This is a genomic window from Pseudomonas sp. E315 (genome assembly GCF_055406205.1).
In genome coordinates, this window is record NZ_JBUZPJ010000005.1 from 93,920 (window position 1) to 114,021 (window position 20,102).

Sequence of the window (20,102 nt, forward strand, 5' to 3'; positions counted from 1 at the left end):
GCCTTTGGCAGCGACTACAGGTTAGTCATCAGATGTCAGCCTTCGTAACTGATGCGGCCATCCACCAGCGTGTAACGCACGGCGCTCGGCAGGCAATGGCCCAAGAACGGGCAGTTGTCGCCTTTGGAGTGCCACTTTTCACCCGCCACCGTTGAAGCCGCCGGGTCAAACAGCACCAAGTCTGCAGCAGCCCCCACGCTCAAACGCCCCGCAGGCAAGCGTAAAGCATCAGCCGGGCCTGTGCTCAGGCGTGCCAGCAGTGTCGGCAAGTCCAGCAAACCGTCTTGCACCAAGGTCATCGCCAGCGGCAACAGCAATTCGACACTGCTGATGCCCGGCTCGGTGGCGCCGAACGGTGCCAGCTTGGCGTCACGCTCGTGGGGTTGGTGATGGCTGGAGATGGCTTGCACCACGCCAGACTTCACCGCCTCACGCAGACCGTCGCGGTCAGCACGGGTACGCAGCGGCGGCTGTACGTGGTACACGCTGGAGAAGTCCACCAGCGCCTCGTCCGTCAAAATCAGTTGATACAGCGCCACATCAGCGGTCACTTTCAACCCGCGAGCTTGTGCCTGTGCAATCAGCGCCACCCCACGCGCACTGGTCAACTGGCTGAAGTGTGCGCGAACACCGCTTTGTTCAACCAACAGCAGATCGCGGGCCAAGGCCACGGTTTCAGCTGTTTCCGGGATGCCCGGCAAGCCACGGAACGCCGCCATTGCGCCATCATGGGCCAGGCCGCCTTCGGCCAGATCACGATCCTGCGAGTGAAAAATCACAGTCAGGTCGAAGGTCGCTGCGTATTCCAGTGCGCGGCACAGGGTGCGGGTGTTGGTGAAACTGTTAAGGCCATTGCCGAAGGCGACGCAACCCGCGTCACGCAGGGCAATCAGCTCGGCCAACTGCTCACCGTCCAGCCCTTTGCTCAGGGCGCCCACAGGGAACACCTTGCAGTTACCCGCTTCGCGAGCACGATCAAGGATCAACTCCGCCACCGCCGAGGTGTCGAGCACAGGCTTGGTCAACGGCGGGCAGCACAGGCTGGTCACGCCACCGGCTGCGGCAGCACGGGTTTCAGTGGCGATAGTGCCTTTGCGGCTGTAACCCGGCTCGCGCAGGGCAACGTTGAGGTCAACCAGCCCCGGCGCGGCAATCAGGCCTTTGGCGTCCAGGGTTTGGGTTGGGGTAAAACCGGCGGGTGCGGCGCCGATAGCAATGATCTTGCCTGCTTCCAGATGCAGGTCAGTCACTTGGTCCAGCTGGCTGGCCGGATCAATCACGCGGGCGCCGAGAATGCTGAGCTTCACTGGGCGTTCTCCTGTTCGAATTGGCGCTGGGCAGTTTGCCCGCTCATGGTCATGGACAACACAGCCATGCGCACGGCAATGCCGTAAGTCACTTGATTGAGGATGACCGAGTGCGGGCCATCGGCCACCGCCGACTCAATCTCGACGCCACGGTTGATCGGGCCGGGGTGCATCACGATGCAATCCGGTTTGGCCCCGGCCAGGCGCGCCGTGGTCAGGCCGAACAGGCGATAGAATTCGCCTTCGCTTGGCAGCAAGCCGCCAGACATACGCTCGCGTTGCAGGCGCAACATGATCACAACGTCCACGTCTTTCAGGCCTTCTGACATGTCGGTGTAGACCTTCACGCCGTATTGCTCGATGCCAATGGGCAACAAGGTCTTGGGCGCGATGACGCGAATGTCCTTACACCCCAGCGTCTTGAGGGCAATCATGTTGGAGCGTGCCACTCGCGAGTGCAGGATGTCGCCAACGATAGCCACCGACAGGTTTTCGAACCCACCTTTGTGGCGACGAATAGTCAGCATGTCGAGCATGCCCTGGGTCGGGTGCGCGTGGCGGCCGTCGCCGCCGTTGATAATTGCGACCTGTGGGCACACGTGCTCGGCAATAAAATGCGCCGCCCCCGAATCGCCATGACGCACGACGAACATATCGGCGGCCATCGCCTCAAGGTTGCGCAGAGTGTCGAGCAACGTCTCACCCTTGCTCGCCGACGAGGTAGACACGTTCAGCGTGATCACGTCAGCAGACAACCGCTGAGCGGCCATTTCAAAGGTGGTGCGAGTACGGGTGGAGTTTTCAAAGAACACGTTGCACACCGTTTTACCGCGCAACAACGGGACTTTTTTGACCGCACGGGCGCCGACTTCAAGGAACGAGTCAGCGGTGTCGAGGATTTCTGTCAGCAGCTCACGGGACAAACCGTCGAGCGACAGGAAGTGGCGCAGCTGGCCCTGATCATTGAGCTGCAGCGGGCGCTTGGCGTCTATAGGCGTCATCGCAGTGGTCTCTTAAAGGGCTGGGTCTTGAGATAGATCTTGAAGTTCGAGTGTCAGTGGCGCGGGGCCAGAGAGCTTTACCCGCTCGCTGGGCTTAAGCGACAAGGTCGCACCCACCACATTTGGCCGGATCGGCAGCTCGGCGGCATCAAGGTCCAACAGGGTCACCAGCGTCACGCTGGCCGGACGACCATAGTCGAACAATTCGTTGAGCGCGGCGCGAATGGTGCGACCACTCATCAGCACGTCGTCGATCAGCACCAGATGCTGGCCCTCGATCTCAAACGGCAAATCGGAGGGACGCACTTGCGGGTGCAAGCCGTTCTGGCTGAAGTCATCGCGGTAAAACGACACGTCCAGCGTGCCCAGCGGCGCGTCGTTGCCCAGCTCACGCAGCAGTGCTTGGGCAACCCAAATGCCACCGGTGCGAATACCAATAAAGCGCGGTTCAGTGATGTTGCGACGGGCCAGATGGGCCTGAAGATCAAGCGCCATCTGAGAGATCAGTTCAGCGGGAACAGGCAGGATCATGGTGGCTCCTTAAAGGCCCGCGCAGAATGCATGCAGCGGCGGGCGCAAACAATGAGGTGCGTCAATCATTCCAACGCAGTGTCAGGCTTGAGATTCAGCCGGGTTTTCGTCGAGCCAGCCTTGCAGCACCAGCTTGGCGGCGATGGCATCCACCGGGTTGTCGCGGTAACTGCCGCGCTGGCCGCCTTGGGCTTTGCGTTCGCCCTTGGCTTCGAAGGTGGTCAGGCGTTCGTCGTGAGTAAAGACGGGCAGATTGAAGCGGCCATTAAGGCGATTGGCAAATTTTTGCGCCCGGGCGCAGAACTCGCTGGGCGTGCCGTCCATGTGCAATGGCATGCCGACCACCATCGCGTCGGGTTGCCACTCTTTAATCAGCTTTTCGATCTCTTCCCACTTCGGAATGCCGTTCTCGGCTTTCAAGTTGCACAGCTCGCGAGCTTGGCCGGTAATCATTTGGCCAACGGCCACGCCGATAGAGCGGGTGCCGTAGTCAAAGCCCAGCAGTAAACGAAGGCCGGCCATCAGCAATGACCCGTTTGAGTACTTAACAAGTTGAGGTTAACTCCCAAGTGTTTGGCGGCAGCGTCAAGGCGCAGCTCGCTGGAGGTTTCAAACAAAATATCGGCCGCGTACGGGCAAGTCAGCCAAGCGTTATCGAGCAGTTCGGCCTCAAGCTGGCCGGGCTCCCAGCCCGCGTAGCCCAAGCAAATCAGGCTGCGTTTTGGGCCAAGGCCATCGGCAATGCTGCCCAGTACGTCGACCGAGGTGGTCAGTGCCAGCCCATCGTCAAGTTCAACCGTGGCGTCAAAGCTCATGCTCGCCGGGTGCAGGACAAAACCGCGGTCTGTCATGACCGGGCCGCCCCCGTAAATGGGCACGTGGTGGCACAAAGCTGTGTTGGCGACATCGGGTCGCAACTGCTCAAGAATGTCCGCCAGACTGAGTTCCAGCGGCCGATTGATCACCAGTCCCATCGCGCCATTGGCCGTGTGTTCGACGATATACGTCACGGTCTGCGCAAAGTTGGGGTCGACCATGTGCGGCATGGCGATCAGGAACTGATGCTTGAGGTAAGTCGGTGCGTGGTTTTTCATGGGCCTAAGTGTGGCGCTGACAGGTGAAACTGACAAGTTGGGAGTGAAGATTGCTACGGGCCACACGCTACTAATTACTGGACAGTCGATCACCTTGGGCGAAGCGCCAGGTGCGGATGATTTCGAGCCGGTCGATATCCGCCAAATCGCCTGTGAACGGGGCAAACGGAGCCGCCAGTCGCACAATGCGCTGTGCCGCTTGATCCAGCAGCGGCTGGCCAGAAGACTCCAGCACCAATACTTCGTGCAAAGAGCCGTCTCGATTGATCGACACCAGTAGCCGCAACTTGCCGTAGATTTTTTCGCGGCGTGCTTCATCCGGGTAGTTGAGGTTGCCGATACGCTCAATCTTTTTGCGCCAGTCTTCTTTGTACCAAGCGCCTTTGTCGCGCATGGTGGAGGCGGCGCTCATGCGGTAAATTTTCGGGCGTTTGGCGTACAGCTGCTGCTCGTTGGCCAGTTCTGCTTCCAGGCTGGAAATCTCGCTAGACAGCTGAGAGCTGTCAAACGTAGGCAAAGCACGCTGAACAGGCTCTGGGGTTGGGGCTTTTTGCTTTTCGACCTGCGCCTTTTTAGGCTTGGGCGCGGTGGTCACCACAGCGGCTTTGCTGGCAACTGGCTTCTCTTGTGGGCGGGCCGCAGGCGGGGGCGTTACTTTTTTGATCTCGACATCGTTGAATGGCGCAACTTCGGTGGTCGTCGGTTTGGCTTTTTTGTCCAACGTGCCGCTGCCCTGATTGTCGTGCTCGGCCAGAAAGTCGGGTTTTTCCTTGGGTTTTTCACCCTTGAAAGGCGAAAGCGTGACTTCAATCGTTCTGCTGATTTGCTCAGGTTTGGCGAACGTAAAGCCCACGCCCAGAATCACCGCCAAGTGGATCAGCGCTGCCACAAACAGGGTAAAACCCAGACGATCAGCTGCGCGCACGCCGCTGTGGCTGAGTTCAGGTGGCAGGTCGCTGGGGAGTGTCATGGCAAAAAGACCAACATCGCGGGTTTCACAGGCTGCGCATGATAGCGCAATGTTGGTCTGTTTCTGGCGGCAACGATCAGCGAGCGGCGAGCTTACGCTCAATGGCGTCCATCAGCAGTGCGCCGATGTTGGTGCCAAAGGCGTTGTCGATCTCACGGATGCAGGTTGGGCTGGTGACGTTGATTTCGGTCAGGTGCTCACCGATGACGTCCAGACCCACAAACAACAAGCCCTTTTCACGCAGGGTTGGGCCAACCTGGGCTGCAATCCAGCGATCTTTTTCGCTCAATGGACGGGCTTCACCACGGCCGCCAGCGGCCAAGTTGCCACGGGTCTCGCCCTGCGCCGGGATGCGTGCCAGGCAATACGGCACGGGTTCACCGTCGATCATCAGGATGCGCTTGTCGCCGTCCTTGATTGCCGGCAAGTAGCCTTGCGCCATGATTTGCTGCGTGCCGTTGGCGGTCAGGGTTTCGAGAATCACTGACAGGTTTGGATCGCCCACACGGTGACGAAAGATCGAAGTGCCGCCCATGCCGTCCAGCGGCTTGAGGATCACATCGCCATGCAGCGCCGCAAATTCACGCAGTACATCAGCACGGCGGCTGACCACGGTCGGTGGCGTGCATTGTGTGAACTGAGTGGCGAACAGTTTTTCGTTGCAGTCACGCAGGCTTTGCGGCTTGTTGACGATCAACACACCGTCGCGCTCGGCTTGTTCCAGCAGGTACGTGGAGTACACAAATTCCATGTCGAACGGCGGGTCTTTGCGCATCAGGATCACGTCCAGATCGCTCAGTGCCGTGTCGGTCTCGGCGTCCAGCTCAAACCATTTTTCTGGGTTGGCGAACACCTTGAGCGGCTTCATCCGGGCACGTGCTTTACCTTCAGTGAGGTAAAGGTCTTGCTGTTCCATGTAGAACAAGGTCCAGCCGCGATCCTGTGCGGCCAGCAGCATGGCCAGCGAGCTGTCCTTCTTATAGGAGATGCCCGCAATGGGGTCCATGACAATCCCGACTCGAACGCTCATGGCGAATTCCTCAAATAAATAGTGGGCGCAAAGGCTCTAAAAAGTGGCGCCAGAGTGGCGCTGAGTGTGGCCCCGGTCAAGGAAAAACCGCCAGCACTGGCATGGGCTGGGTTGGCAGATAGATTGCCTGTAGAGACTGTGCTAAAAAGGCTCGCACAACGCTTGCAGCCCTTGGCTACCAAGGTTTTTGGATTTAGCGCCTGATATTTGTAACAAAACGGGTCGCCGTGGCGATGGTAGAGCACATATGGATAAGCATTCCAGCGCCTTAAAGGTGATGGTGATCGACGATTCGAAAACCATTCGCCGCACCGCCGAAACGCTGCTCAAAAACGTGGGTTGCGACGTCATTACGGCCATCGACGGCTTCGATGCGCTGGCCAAAATTGTCGATCATCATCCGCACATTATTTTTGTCGACATCATGATGCCGCGCCTGGATGGCTATCAGACCTGCGCACTGATCAAAAACCACCGGGCGTTCAAGTCGACACCTGTGATTATGCTGTCGTCCAAAGATGGGCTGTTCGACAAGGCCAAAGGAAGAATTGTGGGCTCTGATCAATTTTTGACCAAGCCTTTCAGCCGGGATGAATTGTTGAGTGCGATCAAGGCTCACGTACCGGGTTTCAACGTCGTGCAAAACGCTCAATGACACTCGGCTAAATAGACCGGGCACTTAAATAGATGGGGTACGCCATGGCTCGCATTCTGATCGTCGATGACTCGCCGACTGAAATGTACAAACTGACCGACATGCTCAAACGGCACGGCTATGAAGTGCTTCAGGCAGTCAACGGCGCTGATGGCGTGGCCCTGGCTCGCCTAGAAAAGCCGGACGCTGTGTTGATGGACATCGTGATGCCGGGGCTCAATGGTTTTCAGGCCACCCGCCAACTGACCAAAGACCCGGAAACCAGCGCCATCCCGGTGATTGTGGTGACCACCAAAGATCAAGAAACTGACAGGGTCTGGGCCACCCGCCAAGGTGCTAAGGACTACCTGACCAAGCCTGTAGAGGAAGTAGAACTGGTCCTGATGCTCAAAAAGGTATTGAGTGGCAACCCTAGCCAACCACGTCCCCCTCATGCCTGACTCATTGACGGCCTTCGAACTGCTGTTAGAGATTGATCAGCGTTGTCGCACGCTGGCGGCAGGGTTGGTGGCTCAAGAGTCAAAGCTAAGCACGTGGAGCGGTATTGGCTTTCGCATCGGCGAGCATTGTTTTGTGGCGCCGATGGGTGAAATCGCTGAAATCCTCCACGAACCGCGCTTCACACTGTTGCCGGGCGTAAAACCCTGGGTCAAGGGCGTGGCCAACCTGCGCGGCCAATTGCTGCCGATTATGGATTTATCCGGCTTTTTTGGCGGCGAGTTATCGGCCTTGCGCAAACAGCGCCGGGTGCTGGTGGTCGAGTTCAAGGATGTGTTTGTCGGGTTGCAGGTCGACGAAGTACTGGGCATGCAGCACTTCGATCAACACGATTTGAGAACGGGCGAACAGTCGTTACCTGGCCTTCAATTTGCCCCTTATCTGCAAGGGCGCTTTAGCGCTGAGCATGACTGGTGGGTATTTAGCCCGTTTGCCCTGGCCCAGGCGCCGAGCTTTTGGGCGGTAGCGGTGTGAATGAGGCTTACTTTTTATCTTCAGCTATAAAACAGGATCTCAGGGCCTGATCGATGACCACAGCACATACCGCTAAACCAATGGAAGGGTCGCGCAGTCGTTCGCAGATCATCGCGCTTTTTATCGTCCTGATTGTGTTCATCATGCTGTTGTTCGCCAACTTCGCTTACCTCAACACCCAGTCAAGCTACGACAAGCAATACATCAGCCATGCTGGCGAGTTGCGGGTGCTTTCGCAGCGCATCGCTAAAAACGCCACGGAAGCGGCTGCCGGCAAAGCGGCGGCGTTCAAGCTGTTAAGTGATGCACGCAACGATTTCAGCCAACGTTGGGCTTACCTGAAAAAGGGCGATAAAAGCACCGGCCTGCCTGCTGCCCCTGCTGCTGTACACAAAGAGATGCAAGCCGTTCAGCGTGACTGGGAACAACTGCTGAGCAACGTCAACGCTATTTTGGCCAGCGAGCAAACGGTGCTGTCGCTGCACCAAGTGGCCGCGACCTTGGCCGAAACAGTGCCGCAGTTACAGGTTGAATACGAAAAAGTCGTCGAGATCCTGTTGCAGCGCGGCGCCCCGGCCAGCCAAGTAGCGCTGGCGCAACGTCAATCATTGTTGGCCGAACGCATTTTGGGCGCCGTTAACACGGTGCTCGCGGGGGATGAAAACGCTGTACAGGCCGCTGATACGTTTGGCCGCGATGCCAATCGATTCGGGCAAGTGCTCAATGGCATGCTCGAAGGCAACGCCGGGCTCAGAATCGCAGAGGTCGAAGACAAGGACGCCCGCGCCCGCCTGCTGGAAATCTCGGAGCTGTTCCAGTTTGTGTCCGGCTCGGTGGATGAAATTCTTGAGACCTCCCCGCAGCTGTTCCATGTGCGCGAAGCCGCGAGCAACATTTTTAGCCTGTCACAAACCTTGCTCGATGAAGCCTCAATGCTGGCCAACGGTTTTGAAAATCTGGCCAACGGGCGTGCGCTGGACATTATTGGCGGTTACGTTTTGGGCTTGTTGGCGCTGGCTTCCATCATCCTGATTGGCTTGGTGATGGTGCGCGAAACCAATCGGCAATTGCGCGAAACCGCCGAGAAAAACGACCGCAATCAAAACGCGATCATGCGCTTACTGGACGAAATCGCAGACCTGGCCGATGGCGACCTGACCGTAACCGCCTCGGTGACCGAGGACTTCACCGGCACCATTGCCGACTCGATTAACTATTCGGTCGACCAACTGCGTGATCTGGTGGCCACGATTAACCTCACCGCAGGCCAAGTGGCAGCGGCAGTGCAAGAAACCCAAGCCACCGCCATGCAATTGGCCGAGGCCTCAGAGCATCAGGCTCAACAAATTAGCGAAGCCTCGGGCGCCGTGCAGCAAATGGTTCACTCCATCGACCAAGTATCGGCCAACGCCTCTGAGTCTTCGGCGGTGGCAGAGCGGTCGGTGGCGATTGCCAACAAGGGCAATGAGGTGGTGCACAACACCATCCACGGCATGGACAACATTCGCGACCAGATTCAAGACACCGCTAAGCGCATTAAACGGTTGGGCGAGTCTTCTCAGGAAATCGGCGACATTGTCAGCCTGATTGATGACATTGCAGACCAAACCAACATATTGGCGCTGAATGCGGCCATTCAAGCCTCGATGGCCGGCGATGCCGGGCGTGGGTTTGCGGTGGTGGCCGATGAGGTTCAACGCCTTGCTGAGCGATCCTCTGCGGCCACGCGCCAGATCGAGACGCTGGTGCGGGCGATTCAGGCCGACACCAATGAGGCGGTCATTTCGATGGAGCAAACCACCACCGAGGTGGTGCGCGGGGCTCGTTTGGCACAAGACGCCGGGGTTGCGCTTGAAGAAATCGAAGGTGTCTCGCAAAACCTGGCTGACCTGATTCAGCGCATCTCCAACGCCGCCCAACAACAAGCCAACTCCGCAGGGCAGATTTCGCTGACGATGAACATCATTCAGCAGATCACCAATCAAACGTCTTCCGGCTCAACAGCCACGGCGGACAGCATTGGTAATTTGGCCAAAATGGCCAGCCAACTGCGCCGCTCAGTGTCCGGCTTTACCTTGCCTGCCACGCCTAAAGACGGCGACCCAAAGTAGTGCGGCGCAAATCTGACTGGAGTCGTTATGGTTGACCGGCACGACTACGTGGCCCTGGAGTGGGTTAAAGGCGAAATCGCCGACACCTTGAAACAGGCTCGCGCAGCACTGGACGGTTATGTCCTGCACCCGATGCCCGAGACACTGGCGCAGTGTCTGGAGTGCGTGCATCAGGTGCATGGTAGTTTGCTGATGGTCGAGTTTTATGGCGCGGCCTTGTTGGCCGAAGAAATGGAGCATCTGGTGATGGCGCTGCAACAAGGCCGCGTCAGTCAGCTCGATGAAGCCCTGCGGCTGTTGCAGCAAGCATTCAGCCAATTGCCGTTGTACCTGGATCGCGTACACAGTGCGCGCCGCGATTGGCCATTGGTGGTGTTGCCGCTGATCAACGACCTGCGCACCGCTCGGGGCGAGGCGCTTTTATCTGAAACCAGCCTGTTCAGCCCGCCGCTGTTAACGTTGCCCGAGCTGGATGACAGCGCATTGGCGCAACTTGCCCCCGCGGACTTGCCCCAACAGGTGCGAGCTGCACGCCAAGCGCTGCAAAGCGCGTTGCTGGGTTTGCTGCGCGAAGAAGACGTACGCACCAATCTGGAACTGTTAGCCAACCTATTTGAGCAGCTCAAGGGGTGGTGCAAAGGGGCGCCTTTAAATTCGCTGTGGCAAATTAGCGCCGCCTTGATCGAAGGCATGCTCAAGGGCGAAGTTGCGAACAGCCCGGCGCTGCGCAGTTTGCTTAAAGAGTCAGACAAAGAGCTCAAGCGCCTGCTGGAACAAGGCATTGAGGGCATCAATCAACCGGCACCCGATGAACTGCTCAGAAGCCTGCTGTTTTACATCGCCAAGGCTGAACGGCCCACGCCGAAAATGCTCGCACTGAAAAACCGTTATGAGCTGGACGAAGCCATGCCCGACGCGGCAATGGTGGATGAAGAGCGCGCGCGGCTGGCCGGGCCTGATCGTGATGCCATGCGTTCGGTGGTGGCGGCGCTGTGCGAAGAGCTGGTGCGGGTCAAAGAGCGCCTCGACCTGTTCGTACGCAGCGACCGCTTGCATGTTTCAGAACTGAGCAGCCTGATGGCGCCTTTGCGCCAAATCGCCGACACCTTGGCGGTGCTGGGGTTTGGTCAGCCGCGCAAGGTCATCATTGATCAACTGGCCGTGGTGCAAAGCATCGCCCAAGGCCAGCGTGAGCCGACCGACGCTGTGTTGATGGACGTGGCCGCTGCGCTGCTTTATGTGGAGTCCACATTGGCAGGGATGGTCGGTAACGTCGAACCGTCGTTGCACGAAGAAAGCCGCCTGCCCACCACCGACCTGATGCAAATTCACCAGTTGGTCATCAAAGAAGCACGCATCGGCCTTGAAGAAGCCAAAGAGCTGATGGGTGACTATTTGGCGGCTGACCGGGATCGTCAGCATTTACAGCTATTGCCCGGTTTGTTGACGCAAATACGGGGGGCGCTGGCGATGATTCCGTTGAGCCGCGCCGCCAGCCTGTTGCAAGCCTGCAATGACTACATTGCCGAGCATTTGTTAGGGCCGCACTCGCCCAGCGCAGTGCAGCTGGAGCACTTGGCTGACGCGCTGATCAGCATCGAGTATTACTTGGAACGCCTGGCCCAAGACCCCGGCGCTGCTGGCGAAGCTGTATTGGATCGCGCTGAAGAGAGCCTGATCGAGCTGGGTTATGCGCCAATGGAGCGCAACGTGCCGCTGCTCGATGACGTGCTCAGCCCCAACGAAGTTCTAGTGATGCAGGACTTGCAGGAGCTGGATGATCCGCAGGTCATGCAAAGTTTGGCCGATGTGCTGGCCAGCCCGTTATCGGCGCTCAACCCGCCTGCGCAACACATCCCCGAGAGTTTGCTGGCACCGCCGGTGGACGAAGAACCCGTTGATGAGGAACTGCTGGAAGTCTTTCTTGAAGAGACCGACGAAGTGCTTGTTGCCTTGCACGACTACCTGCCGCAATGGGTCGCCAACCCTGAAGACAGCGCCGCACTGGCTGAACTGCGACGGGGCTTTCATACCCTAAAAGGCAGCGGGCGCATGGTGCGGGCCTTGGTGTTGGGTGAGCTGGCGTGGGCGATTGAGAACCTGCTCAATCGGGTCATTGAGCGCAGCGTGGCGCCGAGCCCGGCGGTTCAGCAACTGCTCGATGACGTGCTTAATGTATTGCCTGAGCTGATTCAGGAGTTCGCCGAACGCAACCAACGTCAGCGTGAAGATGTTGACCAGTTGGCCGCACGGGCGCACCAGCTGTCCAAAGGCGAGCCTTTGCCGCTGCTGATCGAGCAAGACAGCGCGGGCTTTGATCCTCAGTTGTTGGATATCTTTCGCCAAGAAGCTCAAACCCACCTGGATAGCCTGAACCGCTTTCTTGACCGGGCCAGTGAGCAACTGCCGCTGTACGCCAGCGATGAATTGCAGTTGGCGATGCACACCCTCAAAGGCAGTGCGCACATGGCGGGCGTGCTGCGCATGGCTGAGTTAGCGTCGCCGCTCGATTACCTGGTGCGCGAGTACAAGGCGCACCACATTGCGTTGGATCTGGACGAAGTTGAGTTGCTGCTGGAGGCCGACAGCTTGCTGCACCGAGGCCTCAAGCAACTGGATCTAGACCCGCTGGCTGAAATCTACGGCGCCCGCTCGTTGATTGAACGCACCGAACGCTGGGTCGCAACCCGACTTGAAGCTGTACTGAACGCCCCTGCCACTGGCCTCAAACCCACCCGTGACCCACAGCGTATTGCTGAGTTTTTGGGCCAGGGCATGGACATTTTGTTTGATGCCGAAGACCTGCTGCGGCACTGGCGCCAACATCCTTACGAGCGAGACGGGCTGGATACGTTACTCGACCAATTGACCCTGTTGGGTGAATCGGCACACCTTGCCGATTTGCTGCCCATTGATGAGCTGTGTGAAGCGTTGCTCGACGTGTACGGCGCAGTTGAAGAAAGCAGCCTGAGCGTCAGCGAGCGCTTTTTTCATGAGGCCGACAGCGCCCACGAAGCGTTAATCAGCATGCTCGATCAACTGGCGGCCGGGCAGGAAATCACCCCACGCAACGATCGAGTACACGCCTTGCGCGCCTTGCTGCACGAAGGTTTAGCGCCCGATGCCACAGGGCTGATTCGCCGTGAAGGTGAGCAAACACTAGGCATTACCGAGTTGGGCGCGGCCACTGCGGCGCTGGGTTTGAGCCAGCAGGCTGACAAGGATTTTGACGATGAAATCGTCGCCATCTTCCTTGAGGAAGCCGTGGATATTCTGGACAGCGCGGGCCAAGCGCTGCAGCGCTGGGTCAAAGAGCCCGACAGCTTGGCGGCGCTGTCGTCTTTGCAGCGCGATTTACACACGCTCAAAGGCGGCGCACGCATGGCAGGTATCGGGCCGATTGGTGATCTGGCCCATGAACTGGAACACCTGTACGAAGGCTTGCTGGACCGACGCTTCAGTTACAGCCCGGCGCTGGCTCAGCTATTGGCGAGTAGCCACGCACAGCTGACGCTGTTGCTCGAACAGTTACAACTGCATCAACCGCTGAATGAACCGCAAGCGCTGATACAAGCCTTTCAAGCGTTTCGCTTGCATGACAGCCCGGCGGGCGAGCAACGTCCAGCTGAGCCACCCGCACCGGCGGGGGCCGATGCTGAGCTGCTGGATATCTTCCTTGAAGAAGCTTTTGAGATCATCGAAAGCTCAGGGGCAGCCTTGCTGCGCTGGCAAATTGAGCCGCATAACCCCCTTGAATTGGAAAATCTGCTGCGAGACTTGCACACCCTCAAAGGTGGAGCGCGCATGGTCGAAATCGCGCCCATCGGGGATTTGGCTCACGAGCTGGAAAACCTCTGCGAAGACTTGAGCGCGGGCCTGATCACCCCCGACGCGCCACTGTTTGCCGTGTTGCAGAGCAGTTACGACTGCTTGGCACAGATGCTCGATGCTTTGCGCGGCGCAGAGCCGGTACCTTCTGCCGAACAGCTGATTGCGCGTATTCGTGCGGTGGAACGCGGCACGCTTCAGGCCGTGACGGCACAGGCACCTAGTAAACCGGAACCCGTTGCCGCGCCTTTAAACGAAGCGGATCGCGCCGGGCTGGAGACGGTCAAAGTGCCTGCCGAGTTGCTCGAAGACTTGGTCAACCTGGCCGGTGAAACCTCGATCATTCGTGGCCGTCTTGAGCAGCAAAGTAACGATGGGCAGGTGGCGCTCAATGAAATGCAAACCACGCTTGAGCGCATGCGTGACCAACTGCGACGACTGGACAGCGAAACCGAAGGCAGCCTTGGCAGCCGTCAGCACAGTGAAGCCGACGGCGTGGCCTATGACGAATTCGACCCGCTAGAGATGGATCGCCACTCGCAGCTACAACAGCTGTCGCGCGCGTTGTTTGAGTCGGTTTCCGACTTGCTCGACCTCAAAGCCACCTTGGTGTCGCGCAATCAAGACACACAAGGTCTGCTGCAAAAACAGGCGCGCATCAACACTCGGTTACAAGAAGGCTTGATGGGCACACGCATGGTGCCGTTTGAGCGCGTGTTACCACGCCTCAAACGCATCGTGCGCCAAGTGGCCAGCGAGCTGGGCAAGCAGGTTGAGTTCAGCGTGATCAATGCCCAAGGCGAGATTGACCGCAACGTGTTGGAACGAATGGTCGCGCCGCTTGAGCACATGCTGCGCAACGCCGTCGATCATGGCCTTGAACCCGCTGATATCCGCCATGCCAACGGTAAGTCCGAGCAAGGGCACATTACTCTGGAGCTGTCCCACGAAGGCGGCGACGTGGTGTTTAACATGCGCGACGATGGCGCTGGCGTGCCACTTGAGGCGGTGCGACGCAAAGCGATTCATCGCGGCTTGCTGGACCCGCAGAACACCGTCAGCGACCGCGACGTGTTGCAGTTCATCTTGCAGCCGGGGTTTTCGACCGCAGAGAAAATCACCCAGATATCCGGGCGTGGCGTCGGCATGGACGTGGTGCATGAAGAAGTGCGCCAGTTGGGCGGCAGCATGACCATCGACTCGGTACCGGGGCAAGGCGTGCATTTTCAGATCCGCCTGCCTTTTAGTGTGTCTCTGAACCGGGCCTTGATGGTGCAGTGCGCGGACGAGCAATACGCCATTGCGTTGAACACGGTCGAAGGCATTGTGCGGGTCATGCCTAATGAGCTGGAAGGCTATTACCAGCTCAATCCGCCGCTGTACCACTATGGCGGCCAGACCTATGAGCTGCGCTATTTGGGTGAGTTGCTGCAAACCGTGGGCAAACCCAAACTGGCGGGCGAAAACCATTCGCTGCCAGTGCTGCTGGTGCATTGTCAGGATCAACGGGTGGCATTGCAGGTTGATGCGCTGGCGGGATCGCGTGAAATCGTGGTCAAAAGCCTCGGGCCACAATTTGCCGGGGTACAGGGTTTGTCGGGCGCGACTATTTTGGGCGATGGCCGAGTGGTGCTGATTCTCGATTTGCTGGCTTACATTCGCGCGCATCAGGCGCGTCTGCCTTTGCAACGGGCCATTCATGAAGTCAGCGGCACATTGGAATTCACCCCGGCCATACGCCCGCCACTGGTGCTAGTGGTGGATGACTCAGTGACTGTGCGCAAAGTGACCAGCCGCTTGCTGGAGCGTAATGGGATGAATGTCATCACCGCCAAAGACGGGGTTGATGCCATGAGCATGCTGGAAGAACACACCCCGGACTTAATGCTGCTAGACATCGAAATGCCGCGCATGGACGGCTTTGAGGTCGCGACCCAAGTGCGCAACGACCCGCGCCTTAAAGACATGCCCATCATCATGATCACCTCGCGTACGGGGCAAAAGCACCAAAACCGCGCGATGGCCATTGGCGTCAACGACTACTTGGGCAAACCGTATCAAGAGTCCGTGTTGCTGGAGCGCATTGCCTACTGGAGCAACTTTCATGCTTGATCATCGCGTTGGCAGCCTGACGGGCCTGCTGCTGCCACTGGCGGATCGTTATCTGTTACTGCCCAATGTGGCGATTGCCGAACTGATCGACTACCAGCGCGGCGAGCCCAGCAGCGACTCGCCGCCTTGGCACCTGCGGCAAATTACTTGGCGCGACCGCCAACTGCCGCTTATCAGCTTTGAAGCCGCGTGCGGCAGCCCGCTGGTGATTGGCGAGCGCGCCCGCATCGTGGTGCTCAATACCTTGGGCGGCAACCCTGCCCTCAAATTCATTGCGATGGTTGTGCAGGGTATTCCGCGCTCTTACAAACTCGACAGCCAACTGAGCTTTGTCGATGTACCTCTCAGCCCGCTGGAACGCGCGGCTGTCCAAGTGGGCGATCATGTGGCGAAAATCCCGGACTTGCTGGGGCTTGAGCGCTTGGTGTTGGGGGAGTAACTCGAGCGTTAAAGGTATCAGTGGAATGTTTCGCCAGGTCTCGACGATCGCCGCATTGCCCTTTAACTCCGCAGCCCCGACCCTTATCTCTTGACACAGTGACGCGTTCAACTATTGGCCACTTGAGGATGTTGCACATGTATCACGGGGAAAAACTCAATGCCTGGACTCATCTGGCAGGCGCTGTTGCGGCTGCGGTAGGCAGTATTTGGTTGCTGGTCATGGCGTGCATGGATGGCAGCCCGCAAAAAATCATCAGCGCCTCCATTTATGGCGTGACGCTGGTGTTGCTGTATAGCGTATCGACCGTGTACCACAGCGTTCGCGGGCGATCGAAGGTGATCATGCAGAAGTTCGATCATCTGTCGATTTACTTGCTGATTGCAGGCAGTTACACCCCGTTTTGCCTCGTCACATTGCACGGGGCATGGGGTTGGACGCTGTTTGGGATTGTGTGGAGCATGGCGGTTATCGGCATGCTGCAAGAGATCAAGCCGCGCTCTGAAGCGCGCATTCTGTCGATAGTGATCTACGCGGTCATGGGCTGGATTGTGCTGATTGCGGTCAAGCCGTTGCTGGCGGCGCTAGGCACCGCAGGCTTTATCTGGTTGGCCACAGGCGGTGTGTTGTACACCGTTGGGATTATCTTTTTTGCCCTAGATCATCGTCTGCGCCATGCCCACGGCATTTGGCATTTGTTCGTGATTGGCGGCAGCCTGCTGCACTTTGTGGCCATCGCGCATTACGTGATCTAGGGTCTTTACGACAAACGCTACTGCTTAGGCTTGCTGCTTTCGCTGCGAATTTGCGCATGGCTGATCAACGCGAAGATAAAACTGCCACCGATGATGTTGCCGGCCAATGTGGGGCCGGCAAAGATCAGCCAGAAGTCTTTCCACGGCAGCTCGCCGGCAAATACCAGATACGACACTTCGGCAGTGCCGACCACGATGTGGGTGAAGTCACCCAGTGCCATCAGGTACGTGATGAGGATAATGATCCACATCTTGGCGCTTTCCATCGACGGGATCATCCACACCATAGTGGCAATCATCCAGCCCGACACGATGCCTTTGGCGAACATCTGCCCCACGTCGTTTTCCATGACCTTGCGGCCGATTTCAAGAAAGGCCTTGTCGGTTTGAGTATCGAAAATAGGCAAGTGCAACATGACGTAGGCCACCAGCAAGGTGCCCATCAAGTTACCCACCAGCACCACCGCCCACAGCCGGAACAAACGCCCGAAATTACTCAGCGTCGGCTTGCTCATGATCGGCAATACGGCCGTGAGGGTGTTTTCAGTGAACAATTGCTGGCGGGCGAGAATGACCGCTAAAAAGCCTGCGCAGTAACCAAAACTGGCGATCACCTTGAAGGCTTCGCCACTGGGCAAGCGCGAGTTGAGCAACCCCATCGCCATCAGCGACAGGCCCATAGTCAAACCCGCGGCGAGCGCCGACCAAAACAGTGCGGCCACGCTGCGCTCCAGCTCCTGATCACCCTGCAGGCGAATGATTTCGTGCAGCACGGCGGCACGTGGGGGCTGGTTCTTGTTGATGTCGTGCTCTTCATCAGCCGACAAATTGGGGGTTTTGCCGGATTTTTCAGTGTTCATGGGGCTTCATGACCGTTGGCGTGTGTAAGCGTACGACACGCAAGGCTTGAAGCTGTTCACTCTTGATTTGTCGTTGCTGGCGAAGGCTGCGCTCGACGACGAAGGTGTCGTGAGACCCCGTTGCGCGGTTTTGCAGAAAACCGCGCATTCTGAGTGTGCGAGCGCTTGGCAATCGAACGTAGCTTCGTTGTTCGTCAGCGACAACGAGCGTTTGAATCAGGCCTGATTCTCGTCCTGAAACTGGTCTTTAACGTACTTGATCTCGGTGCGCCCGTGCGGTGCTGGCAAACCGTCTTCGCCCAGATTGACGAACACCATCTTGTCGACCGTGAGGATGCTCTTGCGGGTGATTTTGTTACGCACTTCGCAGGTCAGGGTAATCGAGGTACGACCAAACTCGGTGGCAGTGATGCCCAACTCGATGATGTCACCCTGACGGGAGGCGCTGACAAAGTTGATTTCAGAGATGTACTTGGTCACTACACGCTGGTTGCCCAGTTGGACGATGGCGTAAATCGCGGCTTCTTCGTCGATCCAGCGCAGCAGGCTGCCACCAAACAGGGTTCCGTTGGGGTTAAGGTCTTCGGGTTTTACCCATTTGCGGGTGTGAAAATTCATGTTCGCTCCTGACCGTCTTGCCTTAGATGCGGGCCATGATGTCAGACCAGAGCCCTCAGCTCTATTAACCTTGGACTATGGTCTCGATTAAGCAAATGAAAAAGCCTTGGATAAATCCTTGGGAACACAGGCACGGATGGCTATAATGCCCCTCGCTTCAAAACGGTCATTTTTACCCAGTACCGTTCCCGCCACCTGTCCGAGGGGCGCTGCAGCAGGTTCAACCTGTCAGGCTCGGATGGGGCGTTGTTTGTTCAGGGCTCCCTGTTCAGGCACTAAACGCACAACGGCGCCCATTCGCGATTAAACGAATGGAGGCTCTTAATGAGCGCTGTAAACACGCCTGCAGGTTTTACCGACTACAAAGTCGCTGATATGTCCCTGGCCCAATGGGGCCGTCGTGAAACCTTCATCGCTGAGTCCGAAATGCCAGCCCTGATGGGCCTGCGCCGCCGCTATGCAGCAGAACAACCGCTTAAGGGCGCGAAGATTCTGGGCTGCATCCACATGACTATCCAGACTGCCGTACTGATCGAAACTCTGGTTGCTCTGGGTGCTGAAGTGCGTTGGTCGTCGTGCAACATCTTCTCGACTCAAGACCAGGCGGCTGCTGCTATCGCTGCTGCTGGCATCCCGGTTTTTGCCTGGAAAGGCGAGACCGAAGAAGAGTACGAGTGGTGCCTGGAGCAAACCATCTTGAAAGATGGCGCGCCGTGGGACGCCAACATGATCCTCGACGACGGCGGTGACCTGACCGAGTTGCTGCACAAAAAATACCCGGCCATGCTGAAAAAGATCCACGGCGTGACTGAAGAAACCACCACCGGCGTACACCGTCTGCTGGACATGCTGGCCAAAGGCGAGCTGATGATCCCGGCGATCAACGTGAACGACTCGGTGACCAAAAGCAAAAACGACAACAAGTACGGCTGCCGTCACAGCCTGAACGATGCGATCAAGCGTGGCACCGACCACCTGCTGTCCGGCAAGCAAGCGCTGGTGATCGGCTACGGCGACGTGGGCAAGGGCTCGGCTCAGTCCCTGCGTCAAGAAGGCATGATCGTAAAAGTGTCCGAAGTTGACCCAATCTGCGCGATGCAAGCGTGCATGGACGGCTTTGAAGTGGTTTCGCCGTTCATCAACGGCCAAAACGACGGCACTGCCGCTAGCATCGACGCTGCGCTGCTGGGCAAGATCGACCTGATCGTGACCACTACCGGTAACGTGAACGTATGTGACAAGAACATGCTCGCTGCGCTGAAAAAACGCGCCGTGGTGTGCAACATCGGTCACTTCGACAACGAAATCGACACTGCTTTCATGCGCAAAAACTGGGCATGGGAAGAAGTGAAGCCACAGGTTCACAAGGTTCACCGTACTGGTCTGGGCGAATTCGACCCACAGAACGACGACTACCTGATTCTGCTGGCCGAAGGCCGTCTGGTTAACCTGGGCAACGCCACAGGTCACCCAAGCCGCATCATGGACGGCTCGTTCGCCAACCAAGTTCTGGCTCAGATCTTCCTGTTCGCTCAGAAATACGCAGACCTGCCAGCCGAACTGCAAGCTGAGCGCCTGACAGTAGAAGTACTGCCTAAGAAGCTCGACGAAGAAGTGGCCCTGGAAATGGTTCGCGGTTTCGGTGGCGTGGTCACTCAGCTGACCAAGCAACAGGCTGACTACATCGGCGTAACCGTCGAAGGCCCGTTCAAGCCAGACGCTTACCGTTACTGATTAAAAAGGCGGTCAGGCTTGCACTGACCGCCTTTTTTTTGTGTGTGAGTTCAGTGTCAGGGGTTTTGATTAACCCCTTCGCGTA

General features: G+C 57.8%; 17 protein-coding genes and 1 riboswitch. Of the genes, 8 read left to right on the forward strand and 9 right to left on the reverse strand.

Going from position 1 to position 20,102, the window contains the following annotated elements; translation table 11 throughout:
• Window positions 1-35 precede the first annotated feature (35 nt).
• The 7 genes from ACZRJQ_RS09360 to gshB form a co-directional block, all read right to left on the reverse strand.
• Window positions 36-1,307 (reverse strand): dihydroorotase, encoded by a 1,272-nt coding sequence (locus ACZRJQ_RS09360; RefSeq protein ID WP_463978081.1) that lies wholly within the window; start codon window positions 1,305-1,307, stop codon window positions 36-38.
• Window positions 1,304-2,308 carry an aspartate carbamoyltransferase catalytic subunit gene (locus ACZRJQ_RS09365; protein WP_463978082.1) on the reverse strand — a complete coding sequence of 335 codons (1,005 nt, stop codon included), beginning with the start codon at window positions 2,306-2,308 and terminating at the stop codon, window positions 1,304-1,306. Before ACZRJQ_RS09365 ends, ACZRJQ_RS09360 begins: the two co-directional genes overlap by 4 nt.
• Window positions 2,309-2,320: 12 nt before the next feature.
• Window positions 2,321-2,839, reverse strand: coding sequence for a bifunctional pyr operon transcriptional regulator/uracil phosphoribosyltransferase PyrR (pyrR, locus tag ACZRJQ_RS09370; protein ID WP_463978083.1), 519 nt, complete (start codon window positions 2,837-2,839; stop codon window positions 2,321-2,323).
• Between the two features lie 81 nt (window positions 2,840-2,920).
• Window positions 2,921-3,361, reverse strand: coding sequence for a Holliday junction resolvase RuvX (gene ruvX, locus ACZRJQ_RS09375; protein ID WP_463978084.1), 441 nt, complete (start codon window positions 3,359-3,361; stop codon window positions 2,921-2,923).
• Entirely contained in the window at window positions 3,361-3,933 is a 573-nt protein-coding gene (locus ACZRJQ_RS09380) for a YqgE/AlgH family protein (protein ID WP_463978085.1), read from the reverse strand. The genes ruvX and ACZRJQ_RS09380 overlap by 1 nt, the downstream gene beginning before the upstream one ends.
• Window positions 3,934-4,003: 70 nt before the next feature.
• Window positions 4,004-4,903 (reverse strand): energy transducer TonB, encoded by a 900-nt coding sequence (locus tag ACZRJQ_RS09385; RefSeq protein WP_463978086.1) that lies wholly within the window; start codon window positions 4,901-4,903, stop codon window positions 4,004-4,006.
• A gap of 76 nt (window positions 4,904-4,979) precedes the next feature.
• Window positions 4,980-5,933 carry a glutathione synthase gene (gshB, locus tag ACZRJQ_RS09390; RefSeq protein ID WP_463978087.1) on the reverse strand — a complete coding sequence of 318 codons (954 nt, stop codon included), beginning with the start codon at window positions 5,931-5,933 and terminating at the stop codon, window positions 4,980-4,982.
• Window positions 5,934-6,180: 247 nt separating this feature from the next.
• Here gshB and pilG point away from each other — a divergent pair, with 247 nt between their 5' ends.
• From pilG to trhA, 7 genes are all read left to right on the forward strand, one after another.
• Window positions 6,181-6,588, forward strand: a complete 408-nt coding sequence (pilG, locus tag ACZRJQ_RS09395) for a twitching motility response regulator PilG (protein WP_463978088.1) — start codon at window positions 6,181-6,183, stop codon at window positions 6,586-6,588.
• A 44-nt stretch (window positions 6,589-6,632) separates the two neighbouring features.
• Window positions 6,633-7,028, forward strand: coding sequence for a twitching motility response regulator PilH (pilH, locus tag ACZRJQ_RS09400; RefSeq protein WP_463978089.1), 396 nt, complete (start codon window positions 6,633-6,635; stop codon window positions 7,026-7,028).
• Window positions 7,021-7,560: a chemotaxis protein CheW gene (locus tag ACZRJQ_RS09405; protein WP_463978090.1), complete on the forward strand. Its 540-nt coding sequence runs from the start codon at window positions 7,021-7,023 to the stop codon at window positions 7,558-7,560. The genes pilH and ACZRJQ_RS09405 overlap by 8 nt, the downstream gene beginning before the upstream one ends.
• Before the next feature lie 53 nt (window positions 7,561-7,613).
• Window positions 7,614-9,671 (forward strand): methyl-accepting chemotaxis protein, encoded by a 2,058-nt coding sequence (locus ACZRJQ_RS09410; RefSeq protein ID WP_463978091.1) that lies wholly within the window; start codon window positions 7,614-7,616, stop codon window positions 9,669-9,671.
• Window positions 9,672-9,698: 27 nt separating this feature from the next.
• Window positions 9,699-15,611, forward strand: a complete 5,913-nt coding sequence (locus tag ACZRJQ_RS09415; protein WP_463978092.1) for an Hpt domain-containing protein — start codon at window positions 9,699-9,701, stop codon at window positions 15,609-15,611.
• A complete protein-coding gene (locus tag ACZRJQ_RS09420) occupies window positions 15,604-16,050 on the forward strand; it encodes a chemotaxis protein CheW (protein ID WP_463978093.1) in 447 nt (148 codons plus the stop codon). Before ACZRJQ_RS09415 ends, ACZRJQ_RS09420 begins: the two co-directional genes overlap by 8 nt.
• A 137-nt stretch (window positions 16,051-16,187) precedes the next feature.
• Window positions 16,188-16,805 (forward strand): PAQR family membrane homeostasis protein TrhA, encoded by a 618-nt coding sequence (trhA, locus tag ACZRJQ_RS09425; RefSeq protein ID WP_463978094.1) that lies wholly within the window; start codon window positions 16,188-16,190, stop codon window positions 16,803-16,805.
• A 17-nt stretch (window positions 16,806-16,822) separates the two neighbouring features.
• Here the strand turns inward: trhA and ACZRJQ_RS09430 are convergent, their stop codons facing one another.
• Both ACZRJQ_RS09430 and ACZRJQ_RS09435 read right to left on the reverse strand, forming a co-directional pair.
• Window positions 16,823-17,665 carry a formate/nitrite transporter family protein gene (locus ACZRJQ_RS09430; RefSeq protein ID WP_463978095.1) on the reverse strand — a complete coding sequence of 281 codons (843 nt, stop codon included), beginning with the start codon at window positions 17,663-17,665 and terminating at the stop codon, window positions 16,823-16,825.
• A gap of 216 nt (window positions 17,666-17,881) precedes the next feature.
• Complete coding sequence (locus tag ACZRJQ_RS09435; RefSeq protein ID WP_047279442.1) at window positions 17,882-18,283, reverse strand: acyl-CoA thioesterase; 402 nt, start codon at window positions 18,281-18,283, stop codon at window positions 17,882-17,884.
• A gap of 195 nt (window positions 18,284-18,478) precedes the next feature.
• A riboswitch (S-adenosyl-L-homocysteine riboswitch) is annotated at window positions 18,479-18,585 on the forward strand.
• Window positions 18,586-18,607: 22 nt separating this feature from the next.
• On the opposite strand from ACZRJQ_RS09435, the gene ahcY reads away from it, so the two are divergent.
• Window positions 18,608-20,017, forward strand: coding sequence for an adenosylhomocysteinase (gene ahcY / locus ACZRJQ_RS09440; RefSeq protein WP_463978096.1), 1,410 nt, complete (start codon window positions 18,608-18,610; stop codon window positions 20,015-20,017).
• Window positions 20,018-20,102 lie beyond the last annotated feature (85 nt).

Bases quoted from the DNA above. Each gene is read 5' to 3' on its own strand.
- ACZRJQ_RS09365 (WP_463978082.1), bottom strand. From the start codon at position 2,308: ATGACGCCTATAGACGCCAAGCGCCCGCTGCAGCTCAATGATCAGGGC.
- pyrR (WP_463978083.1), bottom strand. From the start codon at position 2,839: ATGATCCTGCCTGTTCCCGCTGAACTGATCTCTCAGATGGCGCTTGAT.
- ruvX (WP_463978084.1), bottom strand. From the start codon at position 3,361: ATGGCCGGCCTTCGTTTACTGCTGGGCTTTGACTACGGCACCCGCTCT.
- ACZRJQ_RS09380 (WP_463978085.1), bottom strand. From the start codon at position 3,933: ATGAAAAACCACGCACCGACTTACCTCAAGCATCAGTTCCTGATCGCC.
- ACZRJQ_RS09385 (WP_463978086.1), bottom strand. From the start codon at position 4,903: ATGACACTCCCCAGCGACCTGCCACCTGAACTCAGCCACAGCGGCGTG.
- gshB (WP_463978087.1), bottom strand. From the start codon at position 5,933: ATGAGCGTTCGAGTCGGGATTGTCATGGACCCCATTGCGGGCATCTCC.
- pilG (WP_463978088.1), top strand. From the start codon at position 6,181: ATGGATAAGCATTCCAGCGCCTTAAAGGTGATGGTGATCGACGATTCG.
- pilH (WP_463978089.1), top strand. From the start codon at position 6,633: ATGGCTCGCATTCTGATCGTCGATGACTCGCCGACTGAAATGTACAAA.
- ACZRJQ_RS09405 (WP_463978090.1), top strand. From the start codon at position 7,021: ATGCCTGACTCATTGACGGCCTTCGAACTGCTGTTAGAGATTGATCAG.
- ACZRJQ_RS09410 (WP_463978091.1), top strand. From the start codon at position 7,614: ATGACCACAGCACATACCGCTAAACCAATGGAAGGGTCGCGCAGTCGT.
- ACZRJQ_RS09415 (WP_463978092.1), top strand. From the start codon at position 9,699: ATGGTTGACCGGCACGACTACGTGGCCCTGGAGTGGGTTAAAGGCGAA.
- ACZRJQ_RS09420 (WP_463978093.1), top strand. From the start codon at position 15,604: ATGCTTGATCATCGCGTTGGCAGCCTGACGGGCCTGCTGCTGCCACTG.
- trhA (WP_463978094.1), top strand. From the start codon at position 16,188: ATGTATCACGGGGAAAAACTCAATGCCTGGACTCATCTGGCAGGCGCT.
- ACZRJQ_RS09430 (WP_463978095.1), bottom strand. From the start codon at position 17,665: ATGAACACTGAAAAATCCGGCAAAACCCCCAATTTGTCGGCTGATGAA.
- ACZRJQ_RS09435 (WP_047279442.1), bottom strand. From the start codon at position 18,283: ATGAATTTTCACACCCGCAAATGGGTAAAACCCGAAGACCTTAACCCC.
- ahcY (WP_463978096.1), top strand. From the start codon at position 18,608: ATGAGCGCTGTAAACACGCCTGCAGGTTTTACCGACTACAAAGTCGCT.